This window comes from Vibrio splendidus, from assembly GCF_002873455.1.
In the GTDB taxonomy this organism is placed as follows: domain Bacteria; phylum Pseudomonadota; class Gammaproteobacteria; order Enterobacterales; family Vibrionaceae; genus Vibrio; species Vibrio splendidus_J.
Window position 1 is genome coordinate 66,558 of the sequence record NZ_MCUN01000054.1, and the last position, 17,314, is coordinate 83,871.

At 44.8% G+C, this 17,314-nt stretch carries 11 protein-coding genes; all 11 read right to left on the bottom strand.

The window, feature by feature from the left end; all coding sequences use genetic code 11:
* The 11 genes from BCU75_RS22450 to BCU75_RS22500 all read right to left on the bottom strand — a co-directional run bounded on the left by BCU75_RS22450 (position 1) and on the right by BCU75_RS22500 (position 17,132).
* Entirely contained in the window at positions 1-1,947 is a 1,947-nt protein-coding gene (locus BCU75_RS22450; RefSeq protein WP_102475147.1) for a beta-N-acetylhexosaminidase, read from the bottom strand.
* A 12-nt stretch (positions 1,948-1,959) separates the two neighbouring features.
* On the bottom strand, positions 1,960-2,844 hold the full coding sequence (locus tag BCU75_RS22455) for an N-acetylglucosamine kinase (protein ID WP_102475148.1): 885 nt from the start codon (positions 2,842-2,844) through the stop codon (positions 1,960-1,962).
* Between the two features lie 2 nt (positions 2,845-2,846).
* Positions 2,847-4,568, bottom strand: coding sequence for a glycoside hydrolase family 9 protein (locus tag BCU75_RS22460; RefSeq protein ID WP_102475149.1), 1,722 nt, complete (start codon positions 4,566-4,568; stop codon positions 2,847-2,849).
* 97 nt (positions 4,569-4,665) lie between these two features.
* Positions 4,666-5,661 (bottom strand): ABC transporter ATP-binding protein, encoded by a 996-nt coding sequence (locus BCU75_RS22465; RefSeq protein WP_017080764.1) that lies wholly within the window; start codon positions 5,659-5,661, stop codon positions 4,666-4,668.
* Between the two features lie 80 nt (positions 5,662-5,741).
* Positions 5,742-6,725: an ABC transporter ATP-binding protein gene (locus BCU75_RS22470; RefSeq protein ID WP_048658172.1), complete on the bottom strand. Its 984-nt coding sequence runs from the start codon at positions 6,723-6,725 to the stop codon at positions 5,742-5,744.
* A 2-nt stretch (positions 6,726-6,727) separates the two neighbouring features.
* A complete protein-coding gene (locus BCU75_RS22475) occupies positions 6,728-7,753 on the bottom strand; it encodes an ABC transporter permease (RefSeq protein ID WP_076678222.1) in 1,026 nt (341 codons plus the stop codon).
* 2 nt (positions 7,754-7,755) lie between these two features.
* Positions 7,756-8,742: an ABC transporter permease gene (locus BCU75_RS22480; protein ID WP_004734532.1), complete on the bottom strand. Its 987-nt coding sequence runs from the start codon at positions 8,740-8,742 to the stop codon at positions 7,756-7,758.
* 169 nt (positions 8,743-8,911) lie between these two features.
* A complete protein-coding gene (locus tag BCU75_RS22485) occupies positions 8,912-10,594 on the bottom strand; it encodes an ABC transporter substrate-binding protein (protein WP_102467105.1) in 1,683 nt (560 codons plus the stop codon).
* 713 nt (positions 10,595-11,307) lie between these two features.
* Entirely contained in the window at positions 11,308-14,697 is a 3,390-nt protein-coding gene (locus BCU75_RS22490) for a response regulator (protein ID WP_102475150.1), read from the bottom strand.
* Positions 14,698-14,913: 216 nt separating this feature from the next.
* Positions 14,914-15,936 (bottom strand): 16S rRNA (guanine(1207)-N(2))-methyltransferase RsmC, encoded by a 1,023-nt coding sequence (rsmC, locus tag BCU75_RS22495; protein ID WP_102467103.1) that lies wholly within the window; start codon positions 15,934-15,936, stop codon positions 14,914-14,916.
* 110 nt (positions 15,937-16,046) lie between these two features.
* On the bottom strand, positions 16,047-17,132 hold the full coding sequence (locus BCU75_RS22500) for an AI-2E family transporter (RefSeq protein WP_102467102.1): 1,086 nt from the start codon (positions 17,130-17,132) through the stop codon (positions 16,047-16,049).
* Positions 17,133-17,314: the final 182 nt, after the last annotated feature.

Sequence of the window (17,314 nt, forward strand, 5' to 3'; positions counted from 1 at the left end):
TTATTCAGCTTTCCAAGGGTTGCGATATTCGACATTGAGTCTGTCGAGTAACGGCAAGTGACCCTTTAGGCGAGATAGGTAATCTAGCCAGTTTTTGTTGTTTTTATGTGTCCAACATCCTTCAGCTAAAGCGCTAATTCTTGGAAATACCATGTAATCCATACGCTTTTGGTTGGTGACGATCTCACACCATAGAGCGCACTGAATTCCGCGGATCCGCTTACGAATTGGGTCGGTGTCGGATATCTCAGCAAGCGCTTCGTAGGTATAAGCTTGTTCTAATGGGATAACGGCAGCCCAATCTACGCCCGGCTCTTCCGGTGCATAATCTTGGGTCATGTCGAGATAGGTAAACTGTGCCGGTTGCAGCACCACATCAAAGCCTTGGCGAGCGCAGTTCACAGCGGCTTCTTCGCTGAGCCACGAGTAGATGATGGTCTCTTTACTGACTTTGTCGCCGTGTTGTGCTTCTTCCCAGCCCACCATGCGCTTGCCTAACTGCTTAAGTTTGTTTTCGGCATAGCGAAATAGGTGACCTTGTAGGTCTTTGCTGTCTTGGTACTGGTGCTCTTTCATCAATGCTTGAGCAGCAGGGCTGTTGGTCCACACACCCGGTGGTACTTCATCTGCGCCCATGTGAATTAGTTCGCTAGGGAAGAGTTCAGCCACTTCTTCAATGACGGTATCTAGAAATTGGTAAGTGCCTGGTAAACCTGGGTTTAGTACGTTGTCGTTGTAGTGCTGAATACTTTTGTATTGTGTAGTGTCTGCTTGCTCTACTAGCATTTCAGGCAGTGATTTAACTGCGGCGCGACAGTGTCCCGGGATATCGATTTCAGGAATAACCGTGATGCTTCGCTGCTCTGCGTATTCAATAACTTCACGAATTTGTTGTTGTGTGTAGAAGCCACCATAGTTTTCAGTAAGGTGGGTATATTGCGGTTCTAATGCTTGATCAGTACCACGCCAAGCTCCGATTTCGGTTAGCTGCGGTAGGCTCTTAATCTCGATTCTCCAACCTTCATCATCGGTTAGGTGCCAATGAAAAACGTTGAACTTGTAGTGCGCCAGTTGATTGATTAAACGCTTCACTTGATCCACTGAGTGGAAGTGACGAGCGCAATCCAACATCATGCCGCGGTATTTGAAGCGAGGCTGATCAACGATTTTGCAACATGGTATAGAAAAACTCTCGATATCCAGTTGTTGAACCAATTGAATCAAGCTTGCGACTGCGTGTGTGAAACCAGACTGGCTACCTGATTCAACCATTATCTGCTGTGCTGTGACGATGAGCTTGTACTCGGCTTCATCTAACGTTGGGTTACTGCGAAATACGATATTGCCGCTCTCTTCTGATGAGCGCTCAGTTGAAAGCTCATGCGAAAGAGATATTTCAAAAGTAGTTAGTAATTCTTGTTGCAGCCAAGATACCGCCTTATCAGCAAAGTGAGATTGAACCTCAATGTTGCACTTACTGTTTAGTTCGAAGCTACCTTGTGTCAGTTCGAGCTTATTCGGTTGAGGGATCAAAGCCACTTCAGCCGCACTTACTTGTGGTATTTGATTACGTTCACGATATGGCGATGCCAGAACAATTGGTGAAATAGCGACAGGCAATACCGATGTTTCGCCTTCATTGTGTGATTGGATAAATGCATCATTCAGACCATCCGAATAGAAGCGGAATGGGGCGCTTTGAATACTAAATTCAAGGTAGTAATGGTTATTGGCCATTAACACTGACGAACTTGGTTTGAACGAGCAATAGCTTCCAACTTGAGTTAGTTCACCTTGCGATAAACTCTCAGGCAGGATGAATCGGTCAAATGCAAAATGCAGTGACCAATCTTGTACGTTGAAGTCACTTAAGTTATGTACCGTAAGGCCAAATCGGCAGTTATTTTTTTGTTCAGAAAGAACAGCTAAGTCGATGCGATAATTCATATAACTTCCCTGCTAAGCCTGTTGATACAAGTTGTGTTGTGATTTACCGGCAAACATCAATGCGCCTTCGATAGCGTCGAATTGAGGTTTAACGATCCATTGCTGTACCGGAGGTGATAACCAATTGAGAATGCGTTCAGCAATGCTTCCCATTAAGCACACCTTGTCAGCGCCTTTTCGATGAAGTGCCAAGACAAACATTTCGATGTCTGCTGCGGTTTGCTTGAGCATCTCAATCGCCAGTTCATCGCCTTCATTTGCTAGTTGAAAAATGACGGGTGAGAATTGCCCGTAATCCTTTGGAATTGCGCCTTTCGACCATTCGACAATGGCATCCACATCATTTTTAAAGTGATTCATAACGAGTTTGGTCAAAGGAGTCTTGTTACGAATACCATCTTCAGCGAGTAGAACTTGCTGAATTAAACGAAGGCCCATCACTGCGCCGCCGCCTTGGTCTGAAATTGGGAATTCACGACCGCCAACCACATGTTGCTCGCCGTTGTTTAAGTAGATGCCGCACGAACCGGTGCCACCGATCATGATTGCACCGTCTTGGCCATTGTGAGCACCAATGCAAGCGCCGTAAGCGTCGGTATTTAGTGTCATGCTTGCGAAAGGGTGTGTCTGTGCCATGAAGTCGAGCCATGCCGACTTTTGCTCTGCACCAGCCAATGCTAACCCTACATGCATGTTTGAGAAATGGTTTGAGTCGAGTTGTCCTTGCTGAGCAGCTTGGGTAATTGCATCAACGATAGAGTTCATCGCAACATCAACACCCAATAAAATGTTGGCACTGCCACTCTTTGCTTCACCAATGAATTTGCCTTGGGCATCTCGAATTCGAGCTCGACAAGATGTACCGCCTCCATCAATACCTACGTAGTAAAGAGTCATGATTATTGCTCCTTACTTTGCGCGAGGAAGTTGAATTGCGCAGCCGTTGCCAATAGGAACCAAGCGCCGTGAGGGATCCATTGCTCACCCCAGCGCCAGTTTTGAAGCATATCGTCTTTCTGTGCTGGTGGGTTGAATGCGATGTCTTGTTCGTCTTCGAACCCGGCTGTGATGCCGTTGCAGACCCCCCCTTTTGCATTGAAGAAACCAAGCTGTGGTAGGTAGTCTGGGTTGTTATGGCCGTGACCATCGAGCATACACATGTGATATGGGTTGAGCCCCAAGATCCAATCAAGGCTGTTTTGTGAAAGCTGAATTAGGCGCTTCTGAAGATCTGCGTCCTTAATGTGTGGTTGCACCATGTACGCCATCGTCGCAATTGAGCTAAGACGTGCGTTTTCACCTTGCCACCAGTAACCGGTTTCGTTTTGTTGAGCGACGAAAAATGCGTCGCGCTTATCACCATCAACAGATTTAACGTACTGTCTTGGGTAGCCGAATGGGTTGGTGACTTTGTCGGTAATGTTGATTTCGAACTGACAAGCTTGTTCAACCACAACTCGTGCTTGTTCTTTTAACTTGAGGTCAATTTCATTGTCGATGTATTCACACAGCGCAATCACCGGAAGACCAGCTTCTGCTGCATGGAAATAAGGGCGAGATCCATCAGAGTTTGCCGACCAAAAATGTGTAAACGAGTCATCGGATCGCTGACGAGAGATCAAGCGATTAGCCCAAGATCTTGCTTCTGATAGATATTGAGAATCTTGCGTAACTCGATATAACTCATTGGCAGCGAGCAGGGCGCAATACTCATCGATGATGTTTTCTTCACCATCGTTTAGGTACTGCAGGTTGTATTCTTTTAGATGCCAGTAACCTTTCGCAGCTGTATCAAGATAGGTTTGGCTAGAGTAACTGCCAGAAGTTTCAAGTTCAGAAGCTGCGGCCAATGCTGCAATAGCAACACCTGCACCTTGTCGGTAGCCCGCCTGTAAGTCCGTTGATTTATGACCTTCTTGAGTGGCATACGCACAGATATCACGCTGGTTGATATCTTTGCTCCACTTGTCGAATACCGTCATGTAGAAGTATCCGTCGACGTCTTGCATACGCATTAAGAAGTCGGCACCGAACAGAGCCTCTTCCGTTAGACGAGTCATGGAGAATTTCGGGAAGTCTGGATTATGGCTAGTCAAGCGCACGCTTTTTAGCATGTTCCAAACAACCATCGGAATCTGTTGAGGGTTGAGGTAGTTACCATAAGATAGGTGGCTAAAGTACTTACTTACATCGCCAGAGGCATCGTACCAACCGCCATGAACATCGACGTATCTGTCGGTACCTAGAATCTGTGCTTGTCGATCTTTTTTGTCGAAAGTACCGCCACAACGTTGAGACTTAAAGTAATGAAGCACATCAGAAAACGTGTGGTTCATTAATAGGTTGCTACCAATCTCAAATACTTCAGAGCGTAGGTTGTCAAAACGTAGATAGTAGCGACCGGATTCGGTGAATGAACTGAAATCGATAGTGAAGAATTGCCCTTGATGCCAATTTGCTACGCGGCCTTGCTTTACAACATCGAAGTTACCCACGGTAATATGGTTGTCGGCACACACCAAAAGTGCAGTCGTACTTGATAAGCGAGCTTTCTTCGTTTGCAGAATAGCCTGCTTTGGAGCCGTGGATTCGTAGCCAATATGGTTGGTCAATAACAGCATCAATGTTCTCCAAAAGTCCTAGTTTCTTATGGCTAGGTACCTGAAATTTTTTAGGATAAATAGTTAGGGTCCGCAGACCCTAACGGGCATTTATTGCTTAGCTTTCGTGTAGGTAACAGCGCACAAAGTGGTTATCAGCTAGCTGTGTAACCCCTGGTAGTTGTTCTTTACACTTGTCCATTGCGTGAGTACAACGGCCTGCAAATGGGCAACCTGCTGATACTGGTGTCCAAAGTGGAATCTCCCCTTTGTTACCTGCTAGTTGGTCGTGGATAGATTTCTTAGGATCTGGAACCGCAGAAACAAGCAGTTGGGTGTAAGGGTGTTGAGGGTTAGCAATAACGTCATCGGTATCGCCCCATTCCACCATGTGTCCCACGTACATTACGGAAAGATCTTCAGCGATGTAGCGAGCCGTTGCGATGTCGTGGGTGATGTAAAGTAGAGACATTTGCTTCTCAAATTTCATCTCTTCCATTAGGTTTAAGACACCTGCACGAATCGATACATCAAGCATTGAGGTTGGCTCATCCGCTAGAACAACTTCTGCACCTACCGCGATGTTACGAGCTAGATTGACACGTTGACGTTGGCCACCAGAGAGTTGGTGAGGGTACTTTTCTGCTGTTGCTTGCGGTGGTACTAAGCCCACTTGCTCTAGAAGATCGTACACACGTTCCTGTAATTCTTTCTTGTTGCCCGGAGATACTTTTTTGTGGATCAACAATGGTCGAGCAATGTGGTGGAAGATGTTATGTGTTGGGTTCAGGGAACCAAACGGGTCTTGCCATACCATCTGCACGCCTTCACGGTAATGCATAAGATCTTTTCTGCTTGAGATCTCTTGGATATCACGGCCTTTGTACTCGATCGTGCCGCCCGAAGGCGCGTACATTTTTGCGATCATTTTTGCCGTTGTTGATTTGCCTGAACCAGACTCACCAACCACCGCTAGACCACGGCTTTTGTACATCTTGAATGACACGTCGTTAATCGCACGCATCATTGGGGTTTGAATAGTGGTACTGCTTATTGGGAAGTCTTTTACGACATTCTTGCCTTCTACCAATAATTGACCGAAATCTTTGCTCATAATTGTCTCCAGAATCCTTATTCGCTTTGCTTGCTATTCGGCGGTCGAGCCGCCTTATTCACGCTGAATCAGCGTGCAAGCTATAGCTTCCTTTGTACTATTGGGTCACCGTACAGGTGGCAGTTAGACAAATGTCCAGGGTCGATAGAACGCAGCTTGGTTGGCACCTTGGTACACGTTTCATGTACACGGTCACAACGAGCTTGGAAACGACACCCTTCAGGAATCTCTAACAGGTTCAAAGGGTTGCCCGGAATACCCGCTAATTTTGTCTTTGGCCCTGTAAGTGGAGGGAAAGAACTACCCAGCCCTTTGGTGTAAGGGTGGTAAGGGTTTTCTAGAATATCTTGAGAGTTTGCGACCTCGATAAGCTCACCTGAGTACATAATGCCGATACGGTCAGAGAACTCGACCATCAATGACAAATCATGGGTGATGAACAAAATTGAGAAACCAAACTCTTCTTTCAGTGCATAGATCTTTTGTAGGATTTCGCGTTGAACAACCACATCAAGTGCGGTCGTTGGCTCATCCATAATGATCAGCTTAGGATTCAATGCTAAGGCGATAGCAATAACCAAGCGTTGACGCATGCCTCCAGAGAATTGGTGAGGGTAGTCACTCAATCGGCTCGGGTGAATATCTACGATTTCAAGTAGACCTTCAGCGCGTTGCTTAGCTTGCTCGCGAGTCATGTTGGTGTGACGCATAATGACGTCACAGAACTGCTCTTCCATTGGTAGTACTGGGTTGAGTGCGTTCATTGCACTCTGGAATACCATCGACATCTCACTCCAACGGAACGCTTGCATACGGTCATCACTGTATTCAAGAATGTTTTCACCATTGAAGATAACCTCACCACCACTGATGTAAGCGGGCGGCTTATGTAGACGCATAAGAGAGAAAGCAACCGTTGATTTACCACAGCCAGATTCACCAGCTAGGCCGAATACTTCACCTGGAGCGATGTCGAAACTTACGTTGTTACACGCACGAACATCGCCAGACTCTGTGATGTAATCCACGCATAAGTTACGGATTGAAATTAGTGGTTCAGACATGATTATTTATCTCCGCTCCAAAGTGCATTTTGTGGTGGTAGTTCTGGTTCACGTTCTTCTTTATCTTGTGTTGCTAGTTTTTTCCAACGCTTCATGCCTTTGTGAGAACGCAGTTGCGGGTTGGCAATTTCATCGACAGCGAAGTTAAGCAGAGCAAGGCCAGTTACAAGTAGTGTCAATGCGATACAAGGAGCTAACAGTTCCCACCAAGCGCCAATTAGCATTGATGAAGAAGTTTGAACGTTGTACAGCATGATGCCCCAGCTGATTGTGTTCGGGTCACCAAGACCTAGGAACGAAATCGTTGCTTCCATCATGATTGCGTACATCACCGAACCGATGAAGCTCGCGCCAACAATAGAGATAAGGTTTGGAAGAATCTCTACGAAGATGATACGGAATGAAGATTCACCCAGAACTTCAGCGGCTTTTACAAACTCTTTTTCGCGTAGTGCTAAGGTTTGGGAACGAACAACACGCGCACCCCAAGCCCAGGACATAAAGCCGATAACCAAGGTTATGGTGAGTGGCCCTGCCTCACCGATAAAGGCTGCAACGACGAACAGTAATGGGTATTGAGGAATAACCAGCATGATGTTCATTGCGGCTGTCAAAATGTCATCGACACGGCCGCCAAAATAGCCAGCAGAAACGCCGATAACCGTTGCTAGTAAACATACGGTAAGGCCCGCACCAAAACCTACAGCCAGAGATACACGTGCGCCGTATACCACTTGTGACCAAACGTCACGACCCATACGAGTTGTGCCTAGTACGTGGTCAGCCTTTTTAGACATGATCAGTGTGCGACGGTCGTCTGCCAAGTTTTGAGCAACCCAGCCATCAGGGCTTGTTTGTGCAGACTTAACGACGAAGCCTGGGTACTCGTGTGGGTTACCTGTACGCTTGTCTGGTACATGCTTGGTGATCAATGGCGCCGCAATAGCACCAAGAATAAAAATACTTAGGATGATGACACCGGTTAGGGCCATCGGATTACGCCAAATGAGTTTTAGAATATCTTTCATGATTATTTACCACCCTTACGAAGACGAGGGTCAAGAACAACGTAAAGCATGTCTGCAACTAGGTTAAAGAACAGCATGAATAGCGTCATGATAAGCAGTTGGCCTTGCAATACTTGGTAGTCACGAGCGTTAATTGCGTTGAAAAGTACGCTACCAAGACCTGGATAGTTAAAGATGATTTCGATAATTAACTGACCGCCGATTGCCATCCCCAGAGACATAGAAAGGGCTGTCACACTTGGTAGCATCGCGTTACGAGCTGCGTAGTTGAATACCACTCGGTTTTCGCTAAGGCCTTTGCCTTTCGCCATGGTGATGTAGTCTTCTGCGAGTAGGTTGATCATGTTGTTACGCATGTTTACTAGGAAGCCACCAATTTGAACAACTGAAGCACATACCAGAGGTAAGAAAGCGTGGTAAGCAACGTCTTTGATGAATGCCCAACTTGTCCAATCCGGTATCGTACCAGCGGTATAGGCGTAGCCCGTTGGGAACCATTTTAAGCCAATAGCGAAGGTGAATAGTGCAAGCATGGCAATAACGACTTGAGGAACGGCTTGTAGAATAAGCATCCCTGGAGTAACAAAGGCATCATATTTACTGCCACGTTTCCACGCTGCAAAAATACCTAGGATTGAGCCAATTGAGAAAGAAAGAATAACGGCAGTGCCAGCTAAAAATAGCGACCAACCGAATGCTCCACCCAATAATGTATTTACAGAAAGTGGGTAGAATTGAATTGATGTACCAAGCTCCCAGCTTAGAATATTCTTCATGTATGCGCCGTATTGAACCAGTAAGCCACCATCAACGAAGCCTAATAGTTCTTTCATTGCCGCAATACGTTCTGGAGTAACTTGAACAGAAGCATTTGCAAACATCATGGTAACTGGGTCACCAGGCATTGCTCTTGGAATAATAAAGTTTAACGTCGCTGCAACTAATAGCGCGACAAAATAAAATGACAAACGTCTTAAAAAATAACCCATAACTCACACCTTACTCACCCAGATTGTTTCCCTGTTTCTGGATTCAGGTCGCTCCTAGCGAAATTTGGAACGAAAAATCCCCTGACGACTAGCGCCATACTTTCAATTGATAGTGTGGGGATTTTTATAAGCGGCGTAAGAAGTTACGCCGCAAAGATTGAACGATTACTTATTTAACTGGTTTTAGGTCCAGTACATGAAGTAGACGCTCTGGAATACCAGCCCAAATGTTTGGACGGCCTTTGGGATTTTCTTCGTTCCACCAACCAGTGAAGCGAGTTGTGTTGTATTGGTACATGTAAGCGCCAGACATCACAGGGATTGTCACTTGGTCTGCAGCGATGATTTGCTGGATACCATGTGCAATATCTAGTTGCTCGTTCTTATCAGCTGTTTTGTAGAAGCTATTTAGAAGACCATCTAGCTTGTCATTTTTGTAGAAGTGCATTGCGAAACGAGGCATACCATCACCAGATTGTAGTGATGAATTGTAAGCACTGTTCCAGTACGTGTATGGATCCGCACCGTGGAAGTAGTTTGTGTATGCTACGTCGTATGTACCTTCAAGCATTGCTTGGTTGTAAACAGAGAAGTCAGGTGTACGAGCTTTCGCTTTAATACCGATTTCGTTTAGCTGTTCTACCGCTAGTTGAACTGTATTGTTGAAGTCAGTCCAACCGTTTGGCGATTGAATCATTAGTTCGAAAGACTTGCCTGATGGAGTGTCAACAAAACCATCTTTGTTTACATCTTTGAAGCCAGCGTCAGCAAGAAGCTTCTTCGCACCTTCAGCGTTGTAAGTGTTGAAGCTTTTGTACTTGTCGTGAGTTTTTTCATCAGACCAAGCTTCGAACGCGTAACCAAGACCCGATGCGAAATCATTCACAGTACCGCCACCGTAGAATGCGATGTCGATGATAGTTTGACGGTCAAGAGCCATAGAGAAAGCACGACGGAATTCAACATTACTCAATGCTTCATGCTTCGCAGCATCTGGGTGCTTGAAATTAACGATGAATGCTTGTGTACCTGCTGGCGGATACCAGTAGTGGTGTTTCGGGCTAGCGGCTGCATATGTACGGTCGATATCTGGAACGAAAGAAGACGTCCAGTCCATTTCACTGTTTACAACTTTACCTAGGAATTGGTCGTTGTTCGCAATCTGTGGAACACGTAGACAGTCAACATCTAGATTGTCTGCATCCCAGTAGTTCGGGTTTGCACACTGGATGTATAGTTGCGCTGTAAACGTATCGATTTCTGTAAATGGACCTGAACCTACCGGGTTCTCATTGGTAAACGTTGATGGGTCTTTCACGTCTTTCCAGATGTGCTTAGGCACTACAGGTACTTTTGCAATCTCATAAGGTACGTTTGAGTTTGCTTCTGTTAGGGTAAACTTAACTTGGTTGTCGTTCAGTTTTTCTACAGAAGTTACCCAAGAGTTGATACCAGATTGGTCAAGCTCTGGCTTCTCTTTTACAAGGTTGAAAGAAAAAACAACATCATCAGCAGAGAAAGTTTCTCCGTCAGACCATTTAACACCCTTACGAATGTCGAAAACAACGCTCATCAGATCATCTGACATTTTGAAGTTTTCAGCTAGACGGAACACTGGAGTGTTACCGTGCATTTCGTTAAATACTACTAAAGGCTCGTACATGAAGTCAGTTGTAGTATGTAGGTTAGTAGCACCAAGGTACGGGTTAAAGTTACGTACGAATGTAGTGTACTCTTTCGGGTGAACGGTCAGTTCGCTGCGTTCTGCAGCTGTTGCTACTGATGCAAAACCTGTTGTAGCAGTTGCAATAATTGCTGTTGCTATTGCTGTTTTTTTTATATTGGCAAGCATAGCTGTTCCTTACTATTTGCTTTCATTTCACTAATGGATTGAATGTTATCTGTCGCTAAATTATTTAGTAGATACACACTCTAGTTAAAGGTCTACCTCTTCTTCATTGCTCCAGATTCATCGTTGATTCTGAGAAGTGGTAAGAGTGGCCTGTAGGCCTTTGGCAGGAGTAAGAAAACACCTTATCGATGAATTAATCAAACTCGTTTCCCGTCAAAAACGTTAAAAACACATAATCCCACGTCATTAACGTCAAAATGGGTTGCTTTGATGGTTTTTTGCGCGCAATTGTTAAGGTGATGTGACTCGCATTTGGTTTTGCGGTATCGGCTGGTTGTAAGTGTTCACTAACCTTTAAGGGTTTTTATTATAAGGTTTCAGTCTGGTTTTTTTTAATTGTAGATCTCGGTCACTTGCCGATTTTACGTTAAATTTCCCTAGAAAATTAAATCTGCCGTTCTGTTGTGACTCGCTTCTCAAACTGCAACAAAGAGTCAAAGGAATGTGAAATTCAGCCAAGAATAAGCTTTCAAATAGCGATTGAACTGATGATTGTTTAAGCTTGAGTAACGTGTCATTTTGCTTGTTTAACACAGTGAAATAAGTGTATTTGAATAGACGCTATTGTGCTTTGATCGTGAATGATACTCACAAAAAAGCCCACGCTAGGTGGGCTCCATTATTTACAGTCTCGTGATTTTACTTCAGGGTTATTAGCTGGTCAGTAGTTTCTGTAGTTTATCCCTTAGCATCTCGATATGCGTTCTCTCTGGTGTCTGCTCTTTACAGTGCTCAAGTATGAATTCGATAGAGCTCAGTACCGTTCGCCAGCGAGGTGTTTTCGGTAAAGTTTCTACGCGTAGGTATTTGTCTAGCGTTCTAGTTTGCAGGGTACTGCGGTCTAAGTAGACTCGCCACAAGCCACTCTTTTCTGCGAAAGCAAACTTGGTTTCTCCAGTAACAGACTCCCAGTAGATAATGGCATTGGTCATGACATCGACTAGTACTTCACGCATCAGCTCTTGTTTGTTTTTACCTTCACCGGTTGCCTTATCAGCAAGACGAGTAAATTCACCGCCAAGCTCTTTCAGCTGTTGAAGCTTATCTTTATCACCTTCGAAAGCGTAGCTTGAAAGAGCCTCAACCGCCGTTTCAAGGTTATTGACTCGGTTTGAGTTAACGCCACCACCCACATTGAAGATATACATGGTGTCGAGCCCTGAGCCTTCAGGTAACTTAAGGATGTCACTTGGAATGCGCTGACGTGTGTCGTCTATATAGATATCAATATCACCACAGTAGTGAGCTTGTTCCACCTTTAGGTATTTAGGCGCAATTATCTCGTCGGCCATTGAGCGTTTAAGTTGTTCTTGTCCGCGTCTAAACAACTTAGCTGCCGCTTCGTTGGCGAAGCGAATACGTTGGTCATCACGAATACAGATGATGGCCTCAGGGGCTGATTCTAATTGCTCTAGCAAACGCCCTTGAGTTTCTAGTAGATTAGCTTCAACCATGGCTCTGTGTTTAAGCTCTAGTTGCAGTTGGTCATTCTCAAGACGTCTTTGCTCAGCTTTGCTTGCTGATAGATGCGCTGTAATTCGAGCCGCCAGTTCTTGTTTGTTGAAAGGCTTGGATAAATAGTCATTGGCACCCGCTTCGAAACCGCGGACACGGTCTTCTGCTTGGTTAAGTGCAGTAAGCATAATGATTGGCAATTGTGCGTGGTCATACTGTTTACGCAGTGCTTCACAAACTTGATAGCCACTCATCCCTGGCATCATGATATCGAGCAGAAGCAACTCTGGTTTCTCTTTCTCAATCAGCTCAATGGTTTCAGGGCCGTCACATGCGGTGCGAACTCGATAACCTTCCAATTTCAAGAAGCTATCTAACACGCGTAAGTTTACTGGCTCGTCATCAGCAATTACTAATAACGGGCCATCTGGGTCTTCACTGATAACACTATTTTCTTGCTGAGTGCTATCTATTGAATCCGGTGCTTGGAAGTGTGAATAGCTCCCTGACTCATTGTAGCTATCCAGCTCTTCTTGGGTAGCTAAAGGTAATGTGAAGCTGAACGTAGTGCCAAGCATCGGCTGGCTACTTACATACAGTGAACCACCCATTAACTCGATTAACTGCCGACTGATGGATAACCCAAGGCCGGCACCTTGGTGATAGTTACTTGCGTCTTGGCCAGCTTGAATCAATGGCTCAAAGATATGTTCAAGATATTCAGCGGGTATACCTTGACCAGTATCGACAACCTGCACACGAATGTTGTCGTCGATGACGCTTGCTGAGATAACAATTTTACCTTCGGATGTGTACTTGATGGCATTACCAACCAAGTTATACATCACTTGCTCAAGTCGTTGAGGATCCGATGAAACGAGCCCTAAATCACTAGGCACTTGGTTAATAATGCGTATTGGCTTGTTACCTAACAGGTGATGAGATAGCTCAAGCACCAAGCTGGTGGCAGCAGATAAATCAACAGCAGACTTCTTAATATCTAAGCTGCCATAACGCATCTTGTGATAATCAAGCAGGTCATCAACCAGTGTTGCCAATCTCTGGCCACTGTTGATGATGATATCCAGTTGGTACTTCTGGTTAGCAGGAATAGGGCCGTTAGCACCAGATATTAGTGCTTCAGCGATACCAACCATGCCATGCAATGGCGTTCTCAATTCGTGTGAGGTGGTGGCTAAGAACTCATCTTTAAGTTTGTTCGCCAGTTGCAACTCTTCGTTTTGCTTTTGAATGGTCTTAAGGTTGTCTTCAAGCTCACCATTTTGGCTCTTGATGAGCTGCATTTTTTCACGAATCGATCGCTGCATTCTTTCGAAGCTAACCGCGAGTCGACCTATTTCATCCTTGCGTTCGGTATTGATCATCGTTTCATCAAGGTCACCCGCAGAGACTTTCTCGGCAGCCCACGTTAGTTTGAGGAGTGGAGATGTGATGAAATTGGACAAATAATGCGATGCGACAAACACAAGGATGATCGCTGTTAGCATAACGATCACGAAGATCTTTTCTAGCTGATGAATGCGTGCAAATGCTTCTTTCTCAGGGAGTTCAACGACGAGCGCCCAAGTCGCATATTTGAGCTCAATTGGAGTATATGCTGCGATGATCGCTTGATCTTGAGTATTGTTGAACGTACCAACAGCTGTTTCGCCGGCAAGTGCCTTATCGACAACATCCAAGCTTAAATTAATCGACTCTTGCGAATGAGCGAGGCTGCGTGGCAGGTGATCATCACCCACAAGCAGTGTTTGAATATTTGAACTCTTGTTGAGATCCGCGATCAGCTTAGTAATACCATTAATTGGCAGCCTAAACATGGCGTAACTGTGTAGGTAGCCCTGTTGAACAATAGGCGCACCTAACCATGCCGTCTGCTTGCCGTTCTCATCTTTAAAGTCAGAAACAATAACCGGCGTATAGTCTTCGTTGGATTTTCGCTTGTCTTTTACGTCTTTTGCTAAACGTTGAAAGGTAACGCCTAGGTTTGAATCTTTGTACTTACCTGTTAGTAAGTTAGTCCCGTAATCATCACGCTTAAAGATTGAGTAAGCGACGTTACCGTTAATGTCGACTAATAGAATGTCATCAAAGTCTGAACGCTTAAGTAATTCTAGATACGAGTTATGGTAGCGCTTGTGAAGCAGGCGATAACGCTCGCTGCCAATAAAGCTGCTGGATTCTGGAAGAATCGATGTTTTGATTTGATCGCCAGACCCTTGAATGTAACGCTGTTGTGCATTACTGCGTGCTTCGTCAATATCTAACCCTAGACGTTGGAATGCATTGATTAAACCATAGAATCGCCCGCCACTGGCATTGGCAAGTTCTGAGCGAACAAAGCCCATCACTTGGGACTCTTGAGCTTGTAGGTAATCGACAATTTGTTGTTGTTTAGTATCACGGACCGAAACAAGATGTGAGGTGCTTTGTTCTTGAAGATCCTGACTGTGCGATTGGAGGAAAAATATCGCGATAAGTGTTACAGGGGTAATACTGAGGACAAGAAATGCCAGCATTAGGGTATTTTGAAGGCGCTTAAACTTCTGCTTACGATAGAATCTAAACATAAATTGGGTACTACTTTCCTTTGATGTACTGCTAAAAGGGATGAAAACAAGTACAGAGAATAGAATTAACGGGTTCCAATTTAACGAAATTAACGAGTTTTTTTACTTTGACAAGTAAGTGGTATTTAAAGCGTGTGCAAAAGCTCATTTTTATAGAGTTTTGACAAAAATATGAACAGACAGCGCAGATAATGACCCTGCGCTGTGCTAGATAGGCTATTTGTTTGCGTGGTAGATCGCGAATTTAGTAGTCTTATTTAGAGTCGCGCATTTTCCAAACGCTTGTTCAATAATTGGAACGTATTTTAAGAAACTGTTCGCAACAATAATCATCTCGCCAGAACGCTTCAAATGCTTAGGAGCCTGAGCAAGTAAGGTCTCAGTCGCGCTGTAGCTTGTATCCAAACCAGAATGGAATGGTGGGTTACTGATGATGAATTTGTAGTCTTTTGATGTGTCAGAATAGACATCTGAGGCGAAGACATTTCCCGTTAAACCATTCGCTTCTAACGTAGCTTGGCTTGACGCTACTGCGAAGGCACTAATATCACACATTTCCAGCTCGATATCAGGATGACGAGATGCCATTACCGCGCCTAATACGCCGGCACCACAACCAAAGTCCAGTACTTTGCCTTTGAGTTTTGGCAGAGTATCCAACAGAAGTTGGCTGCCTACATCGAACTGGCCGTGGCTGAATACACCAGGAAGGCTTTTTACCGTCAGTGATTGCTCATCAATGTTAACCGTGTAGGTTTTAAACCAGTCTTGAAGGTTAAAAGCTTGTGGTTGCTCGAAGCATTGACCCCAGTAGAAAGAGCAACGACGTGCCGAATCGTATTTCACGACTTTACCGTAAGGAGCGAACATCTTCTCGATACTTTTAACACCAGAACGATTCTCGCCAACCACGACAATCTCGGTATCTTTACCTAGCTTGGCAAACAACATCGCCAATAAGAACTCCGCTTCCGCTTTGGCCTTTGGCCAGTACAACATCACTAAGTCGGCTTTGGTTTCTTCGGTAAACTCCGCACCATAAAAACGTTGGATGGTGTTACAGCCTTCTAATTGGCGGTAGTAGCTGTAATTAGAAGTAAACACGGTGACTGATTCACAATGTTTTGCTAATTCAACAGGGAATAAGTCTTCTGCCTCACCTGCAACTAAAACATGTTTGCCTTCAAAGTAGGCGAGTTGACGTTGAGCAATCTGGCTTGGGGCAATATAAGCTGACATAGGACACTCTATTGAATCGTTAGCAAAAAATGAGGGCGGATTTTCGCATAATCCGCCCAAAGCTTGAAGTGTTTAATACGGGTTCGCCAATCAAGTTGACGTTGAGTTGTTTAACTCTTGTCTTGCTGGTTCAAAAAGTCCTTAAACTCTTCATCGTAAATATTGAATAGGACAATGGTAATCGCAAAAATTAGTGGACCGTAGATAAGACCAATGAGGCCAAACAGTTGAATACCACCCAATAGTGAGAAGAAGATCATCAAGGTATTCATGCCTGCGCTGCCTTGCATCAGCAGCGGACGAAGCAGGTTATCAATCGAACCAACAATCGCCACACAGTAAACTGTTAGGAAAACAGCCCACGTTGTATCGCCTGTTAGGAACAAGTAGGTCGCCGCAGGGATCCAGATTAGAGCGGTCCCCACAACTGGGATGAAAGAGGCAAAGCCCATCATGGTGCCCCAGAATAGGCCAGGGAAACCGGCAATCCACATACCTAAACCGCCCGCAAAACCTTGTGCTATTGCGGTTAAGAATGAACCCATTACCGCTGATTTCGATACTTGCTCAATCTCTGTTAGAAGTTTGTCTTCTTGACTACGAGATAGTGGAAGAATATGGCGAACCACACTGATGATTTTGTCGTGATCTCTTAATAAGAAGAACAGAACAAATAGCATCAAGAAAAAATCCATTAAGAAATTGGTCGCGTCACCAAGGATTTTTGCACTGATACCAACCAGTTTTGAACCAAAGCTGGTCGCGAACTCACCGACTTTCTGTGCGATGGCTTGAGGCTCAATATTGTCGAACGGCAGGTAGTTATTTACAAATGATAGCGCTTTGACCACTAATGGGTGTGCAAACAGAGTCTGAATACCGCCGTGGGTCACCCATTGGTAGGTGTTTTGAGAAAACAAAGAACCTTGCTGAACAATTGCTGCGAATACTGCCAATAAAGGGATAACAATAATGAAAGTCAGGATGACACAAGACAGCAGAGAGACGATGTTTTCTTTATTCGGGAGCCTTTTTTCAAGCCACTCATGGATTGGGAACATCAATAGCGAAATGATAAAGGCCATTACGATTGAGTTGACGTACGGTTCGATAAGCAAGTAACAAGCATAAGCCGCCGCCAGTAGGGCAATGATGATCACCCAGTGGCTAGTATTGATTTTGAGTTTTTCTGACACGTTAATAGTCTCTATATTTGCGTTCTGAGTTTATAATGGCTGCAAAACAGAGAGTTAGCAATGAGGAGTTTTGATAATGGGATGCTGTAATAAAGATAAGAAATGCCAAGACGAAGAGCAGCAAACAAAAAAAGAGATCCCTTGGTTCAGAATGTTCCTGGGCACGCTGATGTTGTTAGTTT